Annotated in this window: 20 protein-coding genes; 11 read left to right on the forward strand and 9 right to left on the reverse strand. The window is 64.1% G+C overall.

Going from position 1 to position 17,718, the window contains the following annotated elements; all coding sequences use genetic code 11:
* Window positions 1–68 precede the first annotated feature (68 nt).
* On the forward strand, window positions 69–875 hold the full coding sequence (locus tag IVA75_RS28480; protein ID WP_247282506.1) for an N-formylglutamate amidohydrolase: 807 nt from the start codon (window positions 69–71) through the stop codon (window positions 873–875).
* 11 nt (window positions 876–886) lie between these two features.
* Here the strand turns inward: IVA75_RS28480 and IVA75_RS28485 are convergent, their stop codons facing one another.
* Complete coding sequence (locus IVA75_RS28485; protein ID WP_247282507.1) at window positions 887–1,507, reverse strand: LysE family translocator; 621 nt, start codon at window positions 1,505–1,507, stop codon at window positions 887–889.
* A 166-nt stretch (window positions 1,508–1,673) separates the two neighbouring features.
* Between IVA75_RS28485 and IVA75_RS28490 the strand changes: the two genes are divergently transcribed.
* Genes IVA75_RS28490 through IVA75_RS28500 form a run of 3 tightly spaced genes read left to right on the forward strand, consistent with a single transcriptional unit; the run spans window position 1,674 to window position 2,960 of the window.
* Window positions 1,674–1,988, forward strand: coding sequence for a metalloregulator ArsR/SmtB family transcription factor (locus tag IVA75_RS28490; protein WP_027565303.1), 315 nt, complete (start codon window positions 1,674–1,676; stop codon window positions 1,986–1,988).
* Window positions 1,981–2,451, forward strand: coding sequence for an SRPBCC family protein (locus tag IVA75_RS28495; protein WP_247282508.1), 471 nt, complete (start codon window positions 1,981–1,983; stop codon window positions 2,449–2,451). Before IVA75_RS28490 ends, IVA75_RS28495 begins: the two co-directional genes overlap by 8 nt.
* Window positions 2,448–2,960 (forward strand): SRPBCC family protein, encoded by a 513-nt coding sequence (locus tag IVA75_RS28500; protein WP_247282509.1) that lies wholly within the window; start codon window positions 2,448–2,450, stop codon window positions 2,958–2,960. The genes IVA75_RS28495 and IVA75_RS28500 overlap by 4 nt, the downstream gene beginning before the upstream one ends.
* Before the next feature lie 18 nt (window positions 2,961–2,978).
* On the opposite strand, the gene IVA75_RS28505 is transcribed toward IVA75_RS28500, so the two are convergent.
* Entirely contained in the window at window positions 2,979–3,170 is a 192-nt protein-coding gene (locus tag IVA75_RS28505; protein ID WP_027565306.1) for a hypothetical protein, read from the reverse strand.
* Window positions 3,171–3,564: 394 nt separating this feature from the next.
* On the opposite strand from IVA75_RS28505, the gene IVA75_RS28510 reads away from it, so the two are divergent.
* Complete coding sequence (locus tag IVA75_RS28510; RefSeq protein WP_027565307.1) at window positions 3,565–4,371, forward strand: transglutaminase family protein; 807 nt, start codon at window positions 3,565–3,567, stop codon at window positions 4,369–4,371.
* Window positions 4,371–4,562, forward strand: a complete 192-nt coding sequence (locus IVA75_RS28515; protein ID WP_247282511.1) for a hypothetical protein — start codon at window positions 4,371–4,373, stop codon at window positions 4,560–4,562. The genes IVA75_RS28510 and IVA75_RS28515 overlap by 1 nt, the downstream gene beginning before the upstream one ends.
* 27 nt (window positions 4,563–4,589) lie before the next feature.
* Here IVA75_RS28515 and IVA75_RS28520 read toward each other — a convergent pair whose 3' ends face one another.
* Window positions 4,590–5,363, reverse strand: a complete 774-nt coding sequence (locus tag IVA75_RS28520; protein WP_247282512.1) for a DUF2189 domain-containing protein — start codon at window positions 5,361–5,363, stop codon at window positions 4,590–4,592.
* Window positions 5,364–5,676: 313 nt separating this feature from the next.
* On the opposite strand from IVA75_RS28520, the gene IVA75_RS28525 reads away from it, so the two are divergent.
* Window positions 5,677–7,905, forward strand: a complete 2,229-nt coding sequence (locus tag IVA75_RS28525) for an ATP-binding protein (RefSeq protein WP_247282513.1) — start codon at window positions 5,677–5,679, stop codon at window positions 7,903–7,905.
* Window positions 7,906–7,919: 14 nt separating this feature from the next.
* Here IVA75_RS28525 and IVA75_RS28530 read toward each other — a convergent pair whose 3' ends face one another.
* From IVA75_RS28530 to IVA75_RS28545, 4 genes are all read right to left on the reverse strand, one after another.
* Window positions 7,920–9,530, reverse strand: a complete 1,611-nt coding sequence (locus IVA75_RS28530; RefSeq protein ID WP_247282514.1) for an acyl-CoA synthetase — start codon at window positions 9,528–9,530, stop codon at window positions 7,920–7,922.
* A gap of 119 nt (window positions 9,531–9,649) precedes the next feature.
* Window positions 9,650–10,786 carry an epoxide hydrolase family protein gene (locus IVA75_RS28535; protein ID WP_247282515.1) on the reverse strand — a complete coding sequence of 379 codons (1,137 nt, stop codon included), beginning with the start codon at window positions 10,784–10,786 and terminating at the stop codon, window positions 9,650–9,652.
* Between the two features lie 205 nt (window positions 10,787–10,991).
* On the reverse strand, window positions 10,992–11,447 hold the full coding sequence (locus tag IVA75_RS28540) for a GatB/YqeY domain-containing protein (RefSeq protein WP_247282516.1): 456 nt from the start codon (window positions 11,445–11,447) through the stop codon (window positions 10,992–10,994).
* Between the two features lie 33 nt (window positions 11,448–11,480).
* Window positions 11,481–12,311: an alpha/beta hydrolase gene (locus IVA75_RS28545; RefSeq protein WP_346658445.1), complete on the reverse strand. Its 831-nt coding sequence runs from the start codon at window positions 12,309–12,311 to the stop codon at window positions 11,481–11,483.
* 44 nt (window positions 12,312–12,355) lie between these two features.
* Between IVA75_RS28545 and carA the strand changes: the two genes are divergently transcribed.
* Together carA and IVA75_RS28555 are read left to right on the forward strand one after the other, a co-directional pair.
* Entirely contained in the window at window positions 12,356–13,546 is a 1,191-nt protein-coding gene (gene carA, locus IVA75_RS28550; protein WP_027565314.1) for a glutamine-hydrolyzing carbamoyl-phosphate synthase small subunit, read from the forward strand.
* Between the two features lie 128 nt (window positions 13,547–13,674).
* A complete protein-coding gene (locus IVA75_RS28555; protein WP_247282518.1) occupies window positions 13,675–14,196 on the forward strand; it encodes a hypothetical protein in 522 nt (173 codons plus the stop codon).
* 122 nt (window positions 14,197–14,318) lie between these two features.
* Here IVA75_RS28555 and IVA75_RS28560 read toward each other — a convergent pair whose 3' ends face one another.
* Window positions 14,319–14,843 (reverse strand): DNA starvation/stationary phase protection protein, encoded by a 525-nt coding sequence (locus IVA75_RS28560; protein ID WP_027565316.1) that lies wholly within the window; start codon window positions 14,841–14,843, stop codon window positions 14,319–14,321.
* A 113-nt stretch (window positions 14,844–14,956) separates the two neighbouring features.
* On the opposite strand from IVA75_RS28560, the gene IVA75_RS28565 reads away from it, so the two are divergent.
* On the forward strand, window positions 14,957–15,658 hold the full coding sequence (locus tag IVA75_RS28565; protein ID WP_247282519.1) for a class I SAM-dependent methyltransferase: 702 nt from the start codon (window positions 14,957–14,959) through the stop codon (window positions 15,656–15,658).
* Between the two features lie 280 nt (window positions 15,659–15,938).
* On the opposite strand, the gene IVA75_RS28570 is transcribed toward IVA75_RS28565, so the two are convergent.
* A complete protein-coding gene (locus tag IVA75_RS28570) occupies window positions 15,939–16,310 on the reverse strand; it encodes a helix-turn-helix transcriptional regulator (protein ID WP_247282520.1) in 372 nt (123 codons plus the stop codon).
* Between the two features lie 111 nt (window positions 16,311–16,421).
* Here IVA75_RS28570 and IVA75_RS28575 point away from each other — a divergent pair, with 111 nt between their 5' ends.
* Complete coding sequence (locus tag IVA75_RS28575) at window positions 16,422–17,591, forward strand: MFS transporter (protein WP_247282521.1); 1,170 nt, start codon at window positions 16,422–16,424, stop codon at window positions 17,589–17,591.
* Window positions 17,592–17,718 lie beyond the last annotated feature (127 nt).

The raw sequence follows: 17,718 nt of genomic DNA on the forward strand, positions 1-17,718 counted from the left end.
GGGCGGACCAATCTATAGCAATCCCGCCCGATTCTTCGGGGTGACTGCTGTTTCATTAGGCAATCAGGATGGCTTTAGACACAATCGAGGCGACCAATCAACTCCTCAGCGAGGGTGACGTCCCCCCAGTGCACGAGGTGAATGCGCAAGGGACATCGCCTTTTCTGCTCACCTCGGACCACTACGGACGGGTCCTGCCGCGTGCGCTCGGCGATCTCGGCGTCGCGGGAGGCGAGCTGACGCGGCATATCGCCTGGGACATCGGCATTGCGGGGGTCGCCGACCGGCTCGCAGAGATGCTGGGCGCACATCTGATCGCCCAGCGCTATTCGCGGCTGGTGATCGACTGCAACCGCCCGCCCGGCGCCGTGAGCTCTATCCCCCTGATTTCCGAAGCAACCGCGATCCCGCGCAACGAGGGAATTTCGGAGCAGGAGCGCAAAGCGCGCCGGCGCGAGATCTTCGAGCCCTACCACCGCCGTATCGAGGCCGCGATCGACCGCCGCGTGCACGACAAGTGGCCGACAGTGCTGGTTTCGCTGCACAGCTTCACCCCCGTTTACGCCGGCGTCGCGCGCCCCTGGCACATCGGCGCGCTCTACAATCGCGACACCGTGCTGCCGCAGCTGCTGCTCAGGCATCTGCGCAGAGAGAGCGATCTCGTCGTCGGCGACAACGAGCCCTACGCGGTCAACGACCTCACCGACTACACCATCCCCGTGCATGGCGAAGCCCGCGGCCTCGTCAACACCGGCATCGAGATCCGCCAGGATCTGATCGCCGACCAGTCCGGCCAGCAACAATGGGCCGAGCGTCTGGCGAGGATTTTTGCGGAGATCGAGCTGGAGCTGCGGGCGGAGAGGCTTATCGACTAGCCCGATGGCGGTTATTTTGCCCTGGTCAGCGCCAGCCAGATGCCGCCGCCGATCATGAAGCCGCCGGAGATGCGCGACATCATGCGGGTGCGGCGAGCCGAAAAGAACTTTCGGGCCCGCCCCGCGGCGATGGCGTAGAGCGCGTCCGTCATCACCGCAGTGACCATGAAGGTTGCACCCAGCAGCGCGACCTGCGGGAAGTGGTCGCGATCCATGTCCATGAACTGCGGGATGAAGGCGCCGAAGAACACCAGCACCTTCGGGTTCGACAGCAGCACCAGGAAACCTTGCAGGAAGAATCCGCCGCGCGGCGGCGCCGGCGGTTGGTCGACATTGACGCCCTCGACCGGTGCCCAGATCAGCTTGATGCCGAGCCAGACCAGATAGGCGGCGCCGGCAAAGCGCACCCAGTCGAACCAGTAGCCCATGGTCGCCATCAGCGAGGTCAGGCCAACCGCGACGATGCCGATGACGATTGCGAGACCGGCCTGTGCACCGGCCACATTGGTCAGCGCCGCACGCGTGCCGTGGCGCAGCCCGTTGGCGATGACGAGAGTGACGATCGGCCCCGGCAGCAGCGCCAGCGCGATGCAGGCGGCAAGGAAGGCGAAATAGGCTTGCAGAGACATCATGGGGAGGACTCGCTGAGAGCGGTTTGGGGCATTAATGCATGACACTCAATGTCCGTCCAGCGCCGCAGCTCCCACGTCTTCATCTCCGGTGTCTGCCGGAACACGAGCCGCGCGCGATGCATCACCGTCTTGACAGGCAACCGTTTGGTTGCATATGATCGTCGCCATGGATGAGGTCTTCAAAGCGCTCGCCGATGCGTCACGACGGTCGCTGCTCGACAGGCTTCACACCAGGAACGGCCAGACGCTGAACGAGCTCTGCGAAGGCCTCGCGATGACGCGCCAGGCGGTGACCAAGCACCTTGCGATTCTGGAACAGGCCAACCTGGTCACGACCATCAGGCACGGCCGCGAGAAGCTGCACTATCTCAATCCGGTTCCGATCCATCAGATCGGCGAGCGCTGGATCAAGAAATTCGAGCGCGGCAAGCTCGCCGCACTCGGCGAGTTGAAACGCCAGTTGGAGAAGCGTGATGAGTAAGCCGCAATTCGTCTATGTCACCTACATCGAGACCACGCCAACGAGGCTGTGGGAGGCGCTGACATCAAGCGAGTTCAGCAAGCAATACTGGTTTGGCGCCGAGGTCAGGTCCGACTGGAAAATCGGCTCCCCTTTCGCGCTGCTGCTGGACGGCGAGACCACCGATTCCGGCGAGATCCTCGAAGCCGATCCACCGCGGCGGTTATCCTACAGCTTCAAGCATCAGAAACACGAAGAGCTGCGCGGCGAACCGATCTCGCGCGTCGTGTTCACCATCGAACCGTTCGGCTCGCTCGTGCGTTTGACCGTGCTGCATGACGGATTCGTCGAAGGCGGCAGATATTTCGGCGCCGTTTCCAACGGCTGGCCGGCGATCCTGTCCGGGCTCAAGAGCCTGCTGGAAAGCGGCAAAGCGCTAGCCATTCCGCACGCGGCCCTCAACAAGGGATTCGATGCAAAATGAACCTCGATCAGTTCGAGCCGCTCACCGTCTACACGATTTACATCGCCGCGACGCCGGAGAAGGTGTGGGAGGCGCTGACCTCCGCCGAGTTCAGCCGCAAATACTTTTCCGGATTTGCGGTCGAGATGGAGCCAAGACTCGGCGGCAAATTCATCGTGCGCGCGCCTGACGGGTCGGAACACATCTCGGGCGATGTATTCGAATACGATCCGCCGAACAGGCTGACGGTGACGTGGAACGTCAACTGGCCCGACCTCGTCGCGAAGCTCGGCACCACGCTTGTCACTTATGAGATCGAACAAGCCGGCGAGGCCGTCCGCCTCACCATGAGCGAACGTCACGACCGCCCGCTCAGCGACGACATCCTTTCCGGCGGCCGCACCGGCTGGCCCGCAATCCTGTCGGGGCTGAAGAGCCTGCTGGAAACGGGCAAGGCGCCGCAGATCAAGATGGCGCCGCCGGCGCAGATGCTGGAAGCGTTGAGGGCGATGGGGATCAAGACGCCGTAGCGGACGAACCCTGCGCCGTCACCGCTTCTTCTTCACCGGCGGATTGATTTCGTCGATCTTGCGACTGCAATCCGCTTCCGAAACGTGCGGGCCCGAGACAAAGGTCCCGCTGACCTTGATCGCGTACCAGCCCGACTCGACGCCGAGCCGGAGCGCTTCTTCTGTCTTGACGTGCCGTGGCGAGAGAGCTTGCATCGGTTGAGTTTGCATCGGGTGCTTTCGGTTGGCGTTCGATCTCATGATAGAATCGCGGTGAAACCTTCAGGCGTCCGCGGCACGGGCGTGCCGCGTCCGCCTCACCGCTGGAGCGGGCAATATACGCAACGACCGCTGTTGCGACGTCGCGATGAGTCGGCTCCGCCAGTGCGAGGGAATGAGGCGCTTCACGTCGCGCGAATAGTCGTGGCGCTGCATATGCGCAGAGACGACAGGTTCTTTCCGACGTTGTCGGCACCGTGCGCGCAATCGCCGCAATTAGCTATCGTTTTCTCGCCCGTGCCGCGCTTTTGAAGCGCAAATTGCCGTTCGCGACCGAATAAGCCGTCGAAGCCTTGTGATCGGCCGCTTCGTAGCCATGTTGGGAGCTTAGCCAAGGGAAAAACGTATGAAGCTCCGCGTCGGGTTTGAGATGCTGTACGAATTCCCGCAGCCCACGCCTATGATCATGGTGTTGGGCACGCACTTCACCCGCGCCTCCGATGTCATCGTGCCCGACCTGGTGACCACCAGACCCTCGGTGCCGATCACTCCCTATCGCGACCTCTTCGGCAATTGGTGCAGCCGCATCGTAGCGCCGGCCGGCACCTTTCGCCTTGCCGGCGATGGGGTCGTGAGTGACAGCGGCCTGCCCGACCCGGCGTTCCCGAACGCAGTTCAGCACGCCGTCGAGGCGCTGCCGACCGACACGCTCGTCTATCTGCTCGGCAGTCGCTACTGCGAGACCGATCGCCTGTCGGATATCGCATGGAAATTGTTCGAGCACACGCCGCCCGGCTGGGCGCGGGTCCAGGCCATCTGCGATTTCGTTCATCGTCACATCGCCTTCGGCTATGAGCACGCGCGCGCAACCAAGACGGCTCGGGAAGTCTACGACGAAGGCAAGGGTGTGTGCCGCGACTATGCTCATCTTGCCATCGCGTTCTGCCGCTGCATGAACATCCCGGCGCGCTACTGCACCGGCTATCTCAGCGACATCGGCACGCCGAAGCCCTGGGCCGTGGGAGATTTCGCCGGATGGTTCGAGGCTTATCTCGGCGGAAGCTGGCACATGTTCGATCCCCGCAACAACACGCCGCGGATCGGCCGCGTGCTGATCGCGCAAGGACGCGATGCCGCGGACGTCCCGATCACCCAGACCTTCGGTCCGAATAAGCTGCTCAATTTCAAAGTATGGACCGACGAGGTTGCCTGATGACAGACAGCAGCGTTACGCTTAGCGCCGATGAATTTGCGTCGTTGGCCGAGATCGGCAAGGGCAAGGCGCAAGGCGAAATTCCGCAAGCGCACGGCGAGCGGCTGAACAACCTCGGTTATGCGATCAGGCGCCTCGGTGAACTCGAACTGACCTCATCAGGCGAGCGCCGGCTGGTAACGGGCGAATAGCTCGCTGCCGTTGCGTCCGGCTCGCTGTTACGCCACCGGCACCACGATCCGCCGATAAAGATGCCAGGTCGCGTGCCCGAGCACGGGCAGCGTCACCACCAGCCCCAGAAAATACGGCAGCGCCGAGACGATCAGGACCATCACGATCACCGCGGCCCAGCCAATCATCGGCAGCGGGCTGGCGACGACCGCGCGCACGCTTGTCACCATCGCCGTGACGAAATCGACCTCGCGGTCGAGCAGCAGCGGAAACGACACCACGGTCAGCGAAAACAGGATCAGCGACAGCACTGCGCCGACCGCGTTGCCGATGCCGAGGAACAGCAAGCCCTCGTTCGTGGTCAGCACCACCGTCATGAACTCCTGCAGGCTCGAGAACGAGGCATGCAGGCCAAGCAGCAGCGCGATCAGAAGCCGCACCTGGTACATCCAGACCACGAAGACGAACAGCGTGACGAAGGCCATCCAGCCGATCTCGCTGCGCGCGCGCACGGCCGACCAGATCGCGCCGGGCGAGACGGGCTCGCCGCGCTCGCGACGGCGGCTGACTTCATAGAGCCCGATCGCCACGAATGGCCCGAGCAGCGCGAAGCCGGCGGCCAGCGGATAGATCAGATAGACCATGCCGAACGCAGTGAAGCACAGCATGATGGCAATGCCGCCGGCGGCGTAGAGCACGCCGAAGCAAAGGCCGTAAAGCGGCAGCGCCTGGAAATCACGCAGGCCCTCGACCAGCGCCTCGGCGATGTCGGTCGCCGCGACGGGACGCACCACCGGATCGACCTTGCCCGAAATGGACATCAGCTCCCTCCTCCTTAGCCGGTGCGATCTCCGTCGCACGCGGATGACCTCGATCTTAGCGTCCCCGCGGCCGGCGCGCACGCGGGAGTTGACGGCCGGACGACGGTATCCCGAGGCCGCCGGCGCAGACCCGGGAAAGCCATCGCGCCGTCGGCGGCGCTCCTTTCGAGAAGCTCATCCGTGCTGCAACTAGCTCGAAATCTTTCCCCGTCGAGGACTTTTTCGGCCCGTTGCCTATGGACTGAGCGGAGGGTGGTGCCGCAAATTGGGTCCTTGAACGAGCGCGCGATGACCAGATTGGACCGTCCGACCGATGAGCTTGCGTACCCGGCTACTGATACTCGTCATCGCGGCCATGCTGGTGCCGGCGAGCCTCGTCGGGCTCCGTTTCGTGCAGAACCGGAGCAGTGAAATCAACGCCGCCCTGGCCAATCTCGCGGCCTCGGCCGACGACATTGCCAGCGATCTGAGTGAGAAGATTCAAGGAACCGCGCAGCTTCACTACGGTCTGGCCCGCGCGCGCGACCTCGACACGCGCGACAAGGCGGCGTGCTCGGCATTTCTATCGGACGTGCGCGAGGAATACCCTCAGTTCACGGGAATCCTGACCATCGACCCGGACGGCAGCCTGTTCTGCGACTCGCTGCGGACCAACCGCACCCTCGATCTGAGGGATCGCGCCTATTTCAAGCAGGCCCTGGTCTCGCGCAGCGTCGTGGTTGAGCCGGTATTCGGCCGGCTGACCGGAATATCGGTGCTCCAGATCGCATATCCGGTGCGATCGGAGGCGGGCGCTCTGAAGCTGGTGCTGCTCGCCTCGTTCAACCTGCGCAAATTCGCCGAGTATCACCACAAGCGGCTGCTCGCCGAGAAGGATGTCCTGCTCATCGACGCCAAGGGCACCGTTCTCGTCGCCCCCTCGACAGCCGGCTGGACCGCGCCCGTGGGCGCGTCGATTGCGGGATCCGACCTGCTCCGCTTCGCGACGGCTCCCGATCAAAAGGCATTTCAGGAAGTGACCGATCGCGACGGCCGCACGCAGGTCTGGGCCGTCGCCCACTCGCCTTCGATCCGTGATGCCGGCCTCTTCATCCTGGTCGGACGCTCCAAGGACGGACTGGTCGCGGCGGCGAATCGCCGGCTCTACGAGGACATGGCGATCCTCGCGGTGGCCTTGCTGCTGCTGCTGGCCGGCGTATGGATCCTCGCGACCGTGAGCGTCGGGCGCCAGGTCGGGCGACTCGCCAGCATGGCGAAGCGACTCGGGCTCGGCGATCTCAGCGCACGAATTCCCCCGCCCCATCCGCGCGGCGAACTGGGGGGATTGATGACCCTGCTCAATGGCACCGCCGAGTCGCTCGAGCAGCAACGCGCGGCCATCGCGGACCTCAACCAGAAGCTCAGCCAATCCCAGAAAATGGAGGCCATGGGCCAGCTCACCGGCGGGGTGGCACATGACTTCAACAACCTCCTCACCGTCATTCTCGGCAATTCGGAACACCTTGCCGACAGGCTGGCGGGGAACAAGGAGTTGCACCGGATCGCCGGCGACATCGCGACAGCCGCCGAGCGCGGCTCCGACCTGACGCGGAGCCTGCTCGCCTTCGCGCGCAAGCAGCCCCTGAGGCCGCGAGACATCGACATTAGCGGGAAGATTCAGGAGATGGAGGCGTTGTTGCGCCGGCCGCTGGGCGAGCACATCGAATGCGCCTTCGCGCTCGAACCGGATGTGGGGTTGACCAGCGTCGATCCCGGCCAGCTGACGACGGCCCTGCTCAATCTCGTGCTCAACGCGCGCGATGTCATGCAGTTGGGCGGCAGGCTGACCATCGAGGCGCGCAACGTCTCGCTCGGTGAATCCGACTTGGACATCAACGGCGAGCCGCGACCGGGCGACTATGTCATGGTGGCCGTGACCGACACCGGCAGCGGCATGACCGCCGAGGTGGCGAGCCGGGCGTTCGAGCCGTTCTTCACCACCAAGGAGGTCGGCAAGGGGACCGGGCTCGGCCTGAGCATGGTCTACGGGTTTGTTCGGCAGTCCGGCGGGCTGGTGCAGATGCAGTCCGCACCGAGACAAGGCAGCACCGTCAGGCTGTTCTTTCCCCGCCTGGCGGCAACGCCAAACGAGGACGCCTCACCCGCCGAAGGGATCGTCACGCGCGAAGGAAGCGAGACCATTCTCGTCGTCGAGGACGACGACATGGTTCGGACTTATGTCGAAAGCGAGCTGAAGGCGCTCGGCTACCGCGTCATCACGGCCGCAAGCGGCCCGGCGGCGCTCGACTTGTTGCGCCAGTCCGCGGACATCGACCTGCTGTTCACCGACGTCGTGATGCCCGGCGGCATGTTCGGGCCGGAGCTTGCCAGGCAAGCAATCCAGTTGCGGCCCGGGCTCAAGGTGCTCTTCACCTCCGGCTACAGCCAAAATCCGGTCAAGGCGCCCGACGGGATCGGCGATGCCCGCATCCTGACCAAGCCATTCCGGCGGCGAGACCTCGCCGCGATGCTGCGATCCGCGCTGTCGACGCCGCAGCGGTGAGATGACGATGTGCTCTACCCGAGCGCTCGCAGCTCGCGCCGCAGCACCTTTCCGGTGGCGGTCATCGGCAGTGTCTCCGCGAACTCCACGAAGCGCGGGTATTCGTGGGCGGCGAGTTGCACCTTGACGAACTCCTGGATCTCGCGCGCGAGTGCGTCGCCGGCGAAGAAGCCCGGGCGCAGCACGATCCAGGCCTTGATCGATTCAGTGCGGATCGGATCGGGAATGCCGACCACCGCCGCCATCGCCACCGCTGGGTGCTTCATCAGCGTGTGCTCGATCTCGGACGGACCGACGCGATAACCGGCGGTGGTGATGACGTCGTCCTCGCGGCCCACGTACCAGAAGTAACCGTCCTCGTCCTGCACGCCGAGATCGCCGGTGAGCAGGAACTCGCCGGCATATTTCTTCGCCGTCGCTTCCGGATTGCGCCAGTATTCCAGCATCGTGCAAGGACAGGGTTGGCGCACGCCGATGATGCCGCGCTGGCCACGTGGCTGCTCCTCGCCTCTGTCGTTGACGATGCGAACATCGAAACCCGGCGTCGCCTTGCCCATCGAACCGGGGCGGATCGGAAACAGATTCGCGTTGCTGCCGATCACGAGATTGCATTCGGTCTGGCCAAACACCTCGTGCGCGTCGACGCCGAAAGTCTCGCGCACCCAGCCGAGCAGCTCGCCGCCGAGGGACTCGCCGCCGGTAAAGATGCTGCGCAGCTTGACTCCGGAATGCGTCACGCCGGCCTGCCGCATCAGCTTCAGCGCGGTCGGCGGCAGGAAGACATTGCGCACGCCGAGATCGGCCATCATCTGCATCGCCGCTTGCGGCTCAAACTTTCGCGCGCGGTGGCCGACCAGGGGAATGCCGTGATACCAGAACGCGAACAGGCCGTTGATGAGGCCACCGATCCAGGCCCAATCCGCCGGCGTCCACATCAGATCGCCGGGGCGCGGCAGGAAGTTGTGGCACATCTCGACATTGGGGAGATGCCCGAGCACGACGCGGTGTGCGTGCAGCGCGCCCTTCGGATTGCCTGTCGTGCCCGAGGTGTAGATGATCAGCGCGGGATCGTCTGCAGACGTGTCCACCAGCCTGAAGTCGGGCGATGCCGCCTTGACCGAATCCCAGAACGATGTAGTGCCCGTCGGCGTTCGTTCGGCAACGATGTAGACATTCTTCAGCTCCGGCAGACGGTCGCGAATCTTCGAAAGCTTCTCCCAGCCCGCCTTGTCGGTGACGATCGCCTTGGCCTGCGAGTTCGACAGACGGAATTCCAGCGCGTCTTCGCCGAACAGCGCGAACAGCGGAACGGAGATCATCGCCGAACGGAACGCGGCCATGTGCGCGATCGGCAGCTCCAGCGACTGCGACAGGAACACCGCGACGAGGTCGCCGCGGGCAAGACCATCTGCCTTCAGCACATTGGCGAAGCGGCGCGACATCTCCGCGACCTCGTCGAAGGATGTGCGCGTGATGACGCCGTTCTCGTCGACATAGACCAACGCGAGCCGGCCGGTGCCGTCGGCGTGGCGATCACAGCAAGCCTCCGCCAGGTTGAAGCGCGCCGGGATCTCCCAGCGGAAATTGCTGTAGAGTTCGTCATAGGTGTTGGCTTCGGTGAGCATGATCGTTTCCCGGCAGCGTCGTCTTGACCGGACTTGTCCCGGCCATCCACGTTCTTGTTTGACCTGACTTTAAGGACGTGGATGCCCGGGACAAGCCCGGGCCTGACGGAGAATGCGTCTCAGCGCACCGTCCGGAAGAACTTTCTGACCTCGCCGACATACAGCTCCGGCTGCTCGAATGCGGCGAAATGGCCTCCCTTCTCCATCTCGCTCCAATGCGTGATGTTGTGAAAGTTCGGCTCCATCCAGCGCCGCACCGGCGTGATGATCTCCTTGGGGAAGACAGCCACGCCCGTCGGCACCTTGACGACGGGCGAGGTCCGGCGCTTGCCGAAGCTTTCCCAATAGAGCCGCGCAGACGAGGTCGCCGTCTCCGTCGCCCAATAGAGCATGACGTTGTCGAGCAGTTCGTCCTTGGTGAAGATGTTTTCGGGATGACCGTTGCAATCGGTCCAGGCCCAGAATTTTTCCAAAATCCAGGCCGCCTGTCCGCTCGGCGAATCGGTCAGAGCGTAACCGAGTGTCTGCGGCCGCGTCGATTGCTGCTTCGAATAGCCGGAGTCGAGGTCGACATAATGCTTGAGGCCGGCGAGCGCGCGCTTCTCTTCCGGCGTCGGTTCGCCCTCGACTTTCGGCGCGGCGTTGAAGGCGAGCGTGACGTGGATGCCGGCGCAATGCTCGCCGTCCTGCATGCCAAGCGAGGTCGTCACCGCCGAGCCCCAGTCGCCGCCCTGCGCGCCATAACTGATATAGCCGAGCCGGTCCATCAGCTTGGCCCAGGTCGCGGCGATACGATCGACGCCCCAGCCGGTGGTGTTCGGCTTGCCGGAGAACCCAAAGCCCGGCAGCGACGGACAGACGACGTGGAAAGCATCGGCGGGATTGCCGCCATGCGCGACAGGATCGACCAGCGGCGCGATCACCTTCTGGAATTCGACGATCGAGCCGGGCCAGCCATGGGTGATGATCAGCGGCAGCGCCGACGGCTCCTTCGAGCGCGCATGCAGGAAGTGGATGTCGAGCCCGTCGATCTCGGTGGTGAACTGCTCGAAGCGGTTGAGTTTTGCCTCGCGCGCGCGCCAGTCATAGCCATCGGCCCAATAGGCGCAGATCTCCTGGATCCATTTCAGCGGCGCACCTTGGCTCCAGTCGTCGACCAGCTCCGCCTCCGGCCAGCGCGTGCGGGCGAGGCGCGATTTGAGGTCGGTGAGAATGTCGTCGCTGATGGCGATGCGAAACGGCTTGATGGCAGTCATCGGTTGCTCCCGATTTGTCTATCGGGAGAGAGTAGACCGAACGGGCGCCGCATCAAAGGTGCACCCTTCTCCCCTTGTGGGAGAAGGTGGAGCGAAGCGCCGGATGAGGGGTTTCTGTGAGAGTGGCACACGCCGAGCGAGACCCCTCACCCGTCTCACCGCTACGCGGCGATCCCCCCTCTCCCACAAGGGGAGAGGGCAAGAACTAGCCCGTCAGAGCAGCCTTCACCAAACCGGAAGCCTTCCCGAAATCCATCTGGCCTGCGTACTTCGTCTTCAACACGGCGATCACCTTGCCCATGTCCTTCATGCCGGCCGCGCCGGTCTCGGCGATCGCGTCCGAGATCGCCTTCTTGACGTCATCGTCCGACATCTGCTTCGGCAGGTACGCCGAGATCACCGCGATCTCCTCGCGCTCCTGCGCGGCGAGCTCGGCACGGCCGCCCTTCTCGTAGAGCTCGACCGATTCCTGGCGCTGCTTGATCATCTTCTGAAACACGCCGAGCAGGTCCGCGTCCGAGAGCGGCGGCTTGCCGCTGCCGCGCGCCTCGATGTCGGCGTTCTTGATGGTCGAATTGACCATGCGCAGCGTGGACAGCTTGCGCTCGTTCTTGGCCTTCATGGCCTCCTTGACCGCATTGTTGATGTCGTCGCGCAGCATGATCGTGCTCCCCTAGCATATCCGAGGCCTGATCTAGGCCGTTCGCGGCCCTGAGACAACCGGGGGGCCCAGCCATTCGACCAGCGCGCGCACCGTCGCCGCGGGCTGCTCCGGCTGCGGCAGGTGTCCGCAATCCTCCAAAACGACGAGCCTTGCACCGGCAATGCCCTCCGCCATCTCCTTCGAGAGTGCGTTGGGAATCGTGTTGTCCACATCGCCCGTCAGCACCAATGTCGGGCATTTGATCGTCGCAAGCGTCGGCCGTGAATCCACCCGCGCGATGATCGCGGTCTGCTGTCGCAGATAGCCTTCGACGCCGACGTCCTCGCCCTGCTCATGCACGAGCTGGCGAATACCGGCATCGTCGCGGCGCGACGGATGCACCAGTTCGGGAAACATCTCCTCGCGCGCGGCACGCAGCTCGCCGCGCCTGGCCCGCTCCATCAGGCCGCGGCGGCGCGCGGTCGCCTCCTCCGTGTCGGGCCGCGCCTGAGTGTTGATCAATGCCAGCCTGGCCACCCGCTCGGGCGCCTGGCGCATGATCTCGAGCGCGATATAGCCGCCCATGGAATGGCCGGCGAGCGCGAAGCGCGGCGGCGCCTCGCTCAGCACCCGCCGGGCGATTGCCGCCATGTTATTGTCGCGAAAATGGTTGGCGACCATCACCGGGCCGAACCGCCAGAGCGACGGGATGACCGGCGCATAAATCCGGGCCGAGGAAGCTAATCCCGGAACCAGCAGAATCGGCATCGTCTGGTCCATTATTGCCTCCCAAGCCCCCGAATTTGCCGGAAATTGTGCCGCGGAGCTTAGGGGCCCAAGGCGACCTGTCAAATATGCAAAAACGCATGTGAATCGGCGCATCTCCGCTTTGACGCCGGCGCCCGCGGGGACTATGAACCGGGCTCATGACACAACATGATAACGATCACGCCTGGCCGGACCACAAACCGACCGCGCTGTTGGTGCTTGCCGATGGCACGGTGCTGGAAGGCTTTGGCCTCGGCGCCGAAGGCCAAGCCGTCGGTGAGGTCTGCTTCAACACCGCGATGACCGGCTACGAGGAGATCCTCACCGATCCCTCCTATGCCGGCCAGCTCATCACCTTCACGTTCCCGCATATCGGCAATGTCGGCACCAACGACGACGACATCGAGACGGTGAACATGGCCGCGACGCCCGGCGCGCGCGGCGTGATCCTGCGCACCGCGATCACCGATCCCTCGAACTACCGCGCCACCAAGCACCTCGACCAGTGGCTGAAGGCCCGCGGCATCATCGGCCTGTCCGGCATCGACACCCGCGCGCTGACCGCGCTGATCCGCAACAAGGGCATGCCCAACGCCGTGATCGCACACGCCAGGGATGGCGAGTTCGACCTGCACGGCCTGAAGGAAGAAGCGCGCGAATGGCCCGGCCTCGAGGGCATGGACCTCGTGCCGATGGTCACCTCTGGCCAGCGCTTCACCTGGGACGAGACGCCTTGGCTCTGGGACAAGGGCTTTGGCCGTCAGGACAAGCCTGAGTTCAACGTGGTCGCCATCGATTACGGCATCAAGCGCAACATTCTGCGCCTGCTCGCCGGCGTCGGTTGCAAGGTGACGGTGGTGCCGGCAACGACGTCATCCGAGGACATCCTGGCGATGAAACCGGACGGCGTGTTCCTGTCGAACGGTCCCGGCGATCCGGCCGCGACCGGCAAATATGCCGTGCCGGTGATCCAGGACGTGATCAAGTCGGGCACGCCGACATTCGGAATTTGTCTCGGCCATCAGATGCTCGGCCTCGCCGTCGGCGCCAAGACCAAGAAGATGCACCAGGGCCATCACGGCGCCAATCATCCCGTGAAGGACGAGACCACCGGCAAGGTCGAGATCACCTCGATGAACCACGGCTTTGCCGTGGACGAGAGCACCCTGCCGACCGGCGCGACGCAGACCCACATCTCGCTGTTCGACGGCTCCAATTGCGGCATCCAGCTCGACGGCAAGCCGGTGTTCTCGGTGCAGTACCACCCCGAGGCCTCGCCGGGTCCGCGCGACTCGCACTATCTGTTCCAGCGTTTTGCGGATCTGATGCGGCAGAACAAGAGCGCGTAAGGCGCGCGCGCTCTTTCGCAATTAACGTCATGACAAAGAGCCCGGGCCTGGTCCCGGGCTTTTTTCGTGAAAGGAACGCCGCTTAGCTCCCTTCGTTGATCCCTGCTACGCTCACGCAGGAGCCCCTTATGTCCGTCGTCCGCGACAATGCCGAGCCGCTCGCCATCGTGTTTGAGGATGACGGGCTCGTGCCGAACAATATCCTCCCCTTCCTGGTCTACCAGGCCGCGGTGAAGCTCGATTCCAGACAACCGGAAGAGACGATCGAACGCTTGTTCGAAGCGAACGGCTGGGGCGGCACGTGGCGCAATGGCGTCTTCGATTATCTGCATTATCACGCGACGGTGCACGAGGTGCTCGGCGTTGCGCGTGGCAGCGCGCGCGTCCGCTTCGGCGGCGACCATGGCCAGGAGCTGGAGATCAAGGCCGGCGACGTCGCGATCCTGCCCGCCGGCACAGGTCACCAGCGCATCAAGGCGAGCGAGGATTTCTGCGTGATCGGCGCTTATCCGCCGGGTGCGAAGATGGAGATCACCTGCGCAACGCCGGAGAACCACGCCAAGGCGCTGAAGACGATTCCAAACGTCGCGCTGCCGCCGGCCGATCCGGTGACGGGGAAGGATGGGGCGTTGATGCGGTTGTGGCGGTAGCTACAAAGACGGTGCAGTAGGGTGGGCAAAGCGAAGCGTGCCACCAAACAGTTTGAACTGCGGATAGATGGTGGGCACGGCGCGCGAAGAGCGCGCCTTTGCCCACCCTACGACAGCGTCACCTACGCTTCGTTCGCACCTTCCTGTCTTGTGGCTTCGAACAGGAACCAGGTACGGCGTTCGGTCTCGTCGATGAAGTTTTCGAGGATGCTGGCGCTGGCGACGTCACCGGCGTCGTCGCAGACCTCGTGTGCCTTGCGCATTGCGGCGGCGACATGCTTGTTGTCCTGCATCAACTCGCGCAGCATCTCGCGCGGCGGGACATAGTCTTCGTTGTTGTCCTTGATGGTCTGAAGCTTGGCGATCTGCCCGATCGACTTCAGCGTGACGCCGCCGATCTTGCGGACGCGCTCGGCGAGCTGGTCGGTGGTGGCGAATATCTGGTCGGACTGCTCGTCAAGCAGCAGATGATAATCGCGGAAATGCCGGCCGCTGATGTGCCAGTGGAAATTCTTGGTCTTCAGATACAGCGCGAACGCGTCGGCCAGAAGCACGTTGAGCGCCTCCGAAACCTTGTTGACCGCCTGGGACGACAGATCGGTGGGTGTATCGAGGTCGGGCGAGACCTTTTGTGGGGCTTTGCTCACGGGAAACCTTCCTGTTAGGACGCAGACATTGACGGCGCGCCGCCGCACCCCTAACGCAGGCGGGCAGCGCCGGTTCCTTCAGCGGAACCGTTTGGCCGGGGCCCTCGACGACCATGGACGATTGGATCGATTACTACGACTCGACGCACACGATCTATGTCAGCAAGCTGCATCGCGACTTGCACTTCCAGATCATCGCGCGGGACATCATCGGCTACATTTCTTCGCCCGAGGCGACCGTGCTCGACTATGCCTGCGGCGAGGCGCTGTCGGCGAGCCAGGTCGCGGCTGTCTGCGGCAAGCTGATCCTCGCCGAGCCCGCGCCCGGCGTGCGCGGCCGGTTGATCGCGCGGTTTGCCCCGAACACGAAAATCCGCGTCCGCTCGCTCGATGACGTCCACAACATGCAGGAGCAGTCGATCGATCTCGTCGTGATGAACTCGGTCGCGCAATACATGGCGCCGGACGAGCTCGACGCCGCGCTCCTCAACTTCCGCCGCATCCTGAAGCCCTCCGGCAAGCTGGTGCTCGGCGACATCCTCCAGCCCAATGTCGGCATGTTCAGGGACGTCACAGCGCTACTCAGCTTCGGCCTTCGTCACGGCTTTTTGAAAGATGCCCTGATCGGGCTGATCAGCACCGCATTGTCGGATTACCGTCAGCTGCGCACGCGCATCGGGCTGCAGCGCTACAGTGAGGAGGAGATCACCGCCAAGCTCAAGACCGCCGGCTTCACGGTCCAGCGCGCTCACCGCAATATCGGCCACAATAGCTGGCGCATGACGTTCGTCGCGCGGCCGCCATTAGTTCGGTAAACCTCTCGGATTCGGTAAGCTTCCTGAGTTCGTTAAGCATAACGTCTGCCTGAGGTGGCTTGTCGCACCCCGATCAGTAATGATCGCCGCGGCCCGGTGGCGGAAGTGTCTACGCGAGGGCGATGCATCGCTCTTTATCCTGGTTCAAATCCAGGCCGGGTCTCCACGCTTCGCCCCTGCGGGGCTACGCGTGGCGCAGCCACGCGAGACCCGAAGGGGCGAAGCGTGTCCGGCGTAGCTGGAGCGAAGCGCAAGCGAAGACGGACTGGCCGCCCAATCCTCAATCAGCCTCAACCAGATCGTGCTCCGACAGCAGCCGCAGCCGGTCGGCATCCTTTGCCGCGGACGTGATGACTGCATCGAGCAGGCCCGGAAAGCGTGCGTCCAGATCCGCGCGGCGCAGCCGCACGAACCGGTTGGTGCCGGCGACGCGGGTCTGCATCAGGCCGCATTCGCGTAGCTTGGCGAAGTGATAGGCAAGATTCGACTTGCCGCTGAGCGCGCTGAAGTCGCCGCAGCACAGCTCGCCGCTGACAGGTTCCTGCTGGGCGAGCTGATACACAATCGCCAATCTGATCGGATCGCTCAGGCAATCCAGGACCATCGGCAGTTCGATCTGCTCGCGGGTGGGGTGAGGAGGCGTGCGGCTCATGGTCTGAGATCATAGCGAAATGGCCTCAATGTTCAATAGTTCTTGAACCAATTGACTCCCGACCCGGTCCCACCCATAGTTCAATAAACGTTGAACATAGGGATTTTCCTGATGGGCGTATTCTGGCTGGCCTTGGCGGCCTTTGCGATCGGCACGGAAGGCTTTGTCATTGCTGGGCTTTTGCCGTCTATCGCAACCGACTTGGCGATTTCCGTCCCCGCCGCCGGCCAGTTGGTCACGGCCTACGCCCTCACCTACGCGGTCGGCTCGCCGATCCTGGCGGTGACGCTGAACAATATCGACCGCCGCACCGTGCTGGCCCTGGCGCTATCGACTTTCATTGCCGGAAACCTCGCGGCCATGGTGGCGTCGAATTACGCCCTGTTGCTGGCCTCGCGCATGCTGATGGCGCTGGGCTCCGGGCTGTGCATGCCGACCGCGCTGGCCGTATCCGTGGCCGTCGCCGCGCCGGAGCGGCGCGGCCGCGCGGTGGCACTCGTCACCTCGGGCCTCACGGTTGCGACCGTCATCGGCGTTCCGCTCGGCAATCTCGTCGGCAGCCTGCTCGGCTGGCGCGCGACCTTTGCCATGGTCGCCCTGATCGGCGCCGGTGCGCTCGCCGGCCTCCTGCTCGGCCTGCCCCGCGGCCTGCCGCGCAACACAGCCTCGCTCAGCGATCGGCTGGCGGTGGCGCGTCACCGCAATGTCCTGACGGCGCTTCTGATCACGATTTTATGGGCGCTCGGCGGCTTCACCGTGTTTACCTATTTCGCGGTCCCGCTGCACGGCCTTGGATTCGATGCCTCGCAGGTCAGCCTCGCGCTGCTGGTGTTCGGCGGCGCCGCCGCGATCGGTAACATGCTCGGCGGCGTCCTGGCCGACCGACTCGGCACGCTCGCCACAGCAGGTCTCGGGCTTGCCGGCATGGCCAGCGCGCTGATCCTGCATTCGCTGGTCCTGAAGCTGATGCCGGGACAGGCGCATTATGCGGTGCTGGGCGCGATCTTCCTCTGGGGCATCTCGGGATGGGCGTTCTACCCGGCTCAGGTCGCCAGCATCATCCGGATCGAGCCGCAGGCCTCGATGATCGCGCTCTCGCTCAACGCCTCGGCCATGTATCTCGGCTTTGCGATCGGCGGAGCCTTGGGCGGCGCCGTGCTTGCGGCGTGGAGCCCGGCGGATCTGGGCTGGGTCGGCGGATTGAGCGTTTCGGCGGCTCTTCTGGTCCATCTCGCCCGCGGCTGGCAGGCCCGGCCAAAACCCGTCAAAATTGCCGGTTGATGGGCGTTTTTCGGGGTTTCGCCGCCCTGAAAACTGGTCTAAGACCCACCCCGCGCGCGAGGGGGACCAACGCGCTCTCGGCCAAAGGGACGCGCAGCAGGCGCGCCCTTTTTTTGTGCCCAAATTC

This window comes from Bradyrhizobium sp. 134 (assembly GCF_023074155.1).
Classification (GTDB): domain Bacteria; phylum Pseudomonadota; class Alphaproteobacteria; order Rhizobiales; family Xanthobacteraceae; genus Bradyrhizobium.

Excerpts from the sequence above, each read along its gene's own strand:
- IVA75_RS28480 (WP_247282506.1), top strand. The coding sequence starts at position 69 with ATGGCTTTAGACACAATCGAGGCGACCAATCAACTCCTCAGCGAGGGT.
- IVA75_RS28485 (WP_247282507.1), bottom strand. The coding sequence starts at position 1,507 with ATGATGTCTCTGCAAGCCTATTTCGCCTTCCTTGCCGCCTGCATCGCG.
- IVA75_RS28490 (WP_027565303.1), top strand. The coding sequence starts at position 1,674 with ATGGATGAGGTCTTCAAAGCGCTCGCCGATGCGTCACGACGGTCGCTG.
- IVA75_RS28495 (WP_247282508.1), top strand. The coding sequence starts at position 1,981 with ATGAGTAAGCCGCAATTCGTCTATGTCACCTACATCGAGACCACGCCA.
- IVA75_RS28500 (WP_247282509.1), top strand. The coding sequence starts at position 2,448 with ATGAACCTCGATCAGTTCGAGCCGCTCACCGTCTACACGATTTACATC.
- IVA75_RS28505 (WP_027565306.1), bottom strand. The coding sequence starts at position 3,170 with ATGCAAACTCAACCGATGCAAGCTCTCTCGCCACGGCACGTCAAGACA.
- IVA75_RS28510 (WP_027565307.1), top strand. The coding sequence starts at position 3,565 with ATGAAGCTCCGCGTCGGGTTTGAGATGCTGTACGAATTCCCGCAGCCC.
- IVA75_RS28515 (WP_247282511.1), top strand. The coding sequence starts at position 4,371 with ATGACAGACAGCAGCGTTACGCTTAGCGCCGATGAATTTGCGTCGTTG.
- IVA75_RS28520 (WP_247282512.1), bottom strand. The coding sequence starts at position 5,363 with ATGTCCATTTCGGGCAAGGTCGATCCGGTGGTGCGTCCCGTCGCGGCG.
- IVA75_RS28525 (WP_247282513.1), top strand. The coding sequence starts at position 5,677 with ATGAGCTTGCGTACCCGGCTACTGATACTCGTCATCGCGGCCATGCTG.
- IVA75_RS28530 (WP_247282514.1), bottom strand. The coding sequence starts at position 9,530 with ATGCTCACCGAAGCCAACACCTATGACGAACTCTACAGCAATTTCCGC.
- IVA75_RS28535 (WP_247282515.1), bottom strand. The coding sequence starts at position 10,786 with ATGACTGCCATCAAGCCGTTTCGCATCGCCATCAGCGACGACATTCTC.
- IVA75_RS28540 (WP_247282516.1), bottom strand. The coding sequence starts at position 11,447 with ATGCTGCGCGACGACATCAACAATGCGGTCAAGGAGGCCATGAAGGCC.
- IVA75_RS28545 (WP_346658445.1), bottom strand. The coding sequence starts at position 12,311 with ATGCGCCGATTCACATGCGTTTTTGCATATTTGACAGGTCGCCTTGGG.
- carA (WP_027565314.1), top strand. The coding sequence starts at position 12,356 with ATGACACAACATGATAACGATCACGCCTGGCCGGACCACAAACCGACC.
- IVA75_RS28555 (WP_247282518.1), top strand. The coding sequence starts at position 13,675 with ATGTCCGTCGTCCGCGACAATGCCGAGCCGCTCGCCATCGTGTTTGAG.
- IVA75_RS28565 (WP_247282519.1), top strand. The coding sequence starts at position 14,957 with ATGGACGATTGGATCGATTACTACGACTCGACGCACACGATCTATGTC.
- IVA75_RS28570 (WP_247282520.1), bottom strand. The coding sequence starts at position 16,310 with ATGAGCCGCACGCCTCCTCACCCCACCCGCGAGCAGATCGAACTGCCG.
- IVA75_RS28575 (WP_247282521.1), top strand. The coding sequence starts at position 16,422 with ATGGGCGTATTCTGGCTGGCCTTGGCGGCCTTTGCGATCGGCACGGAA.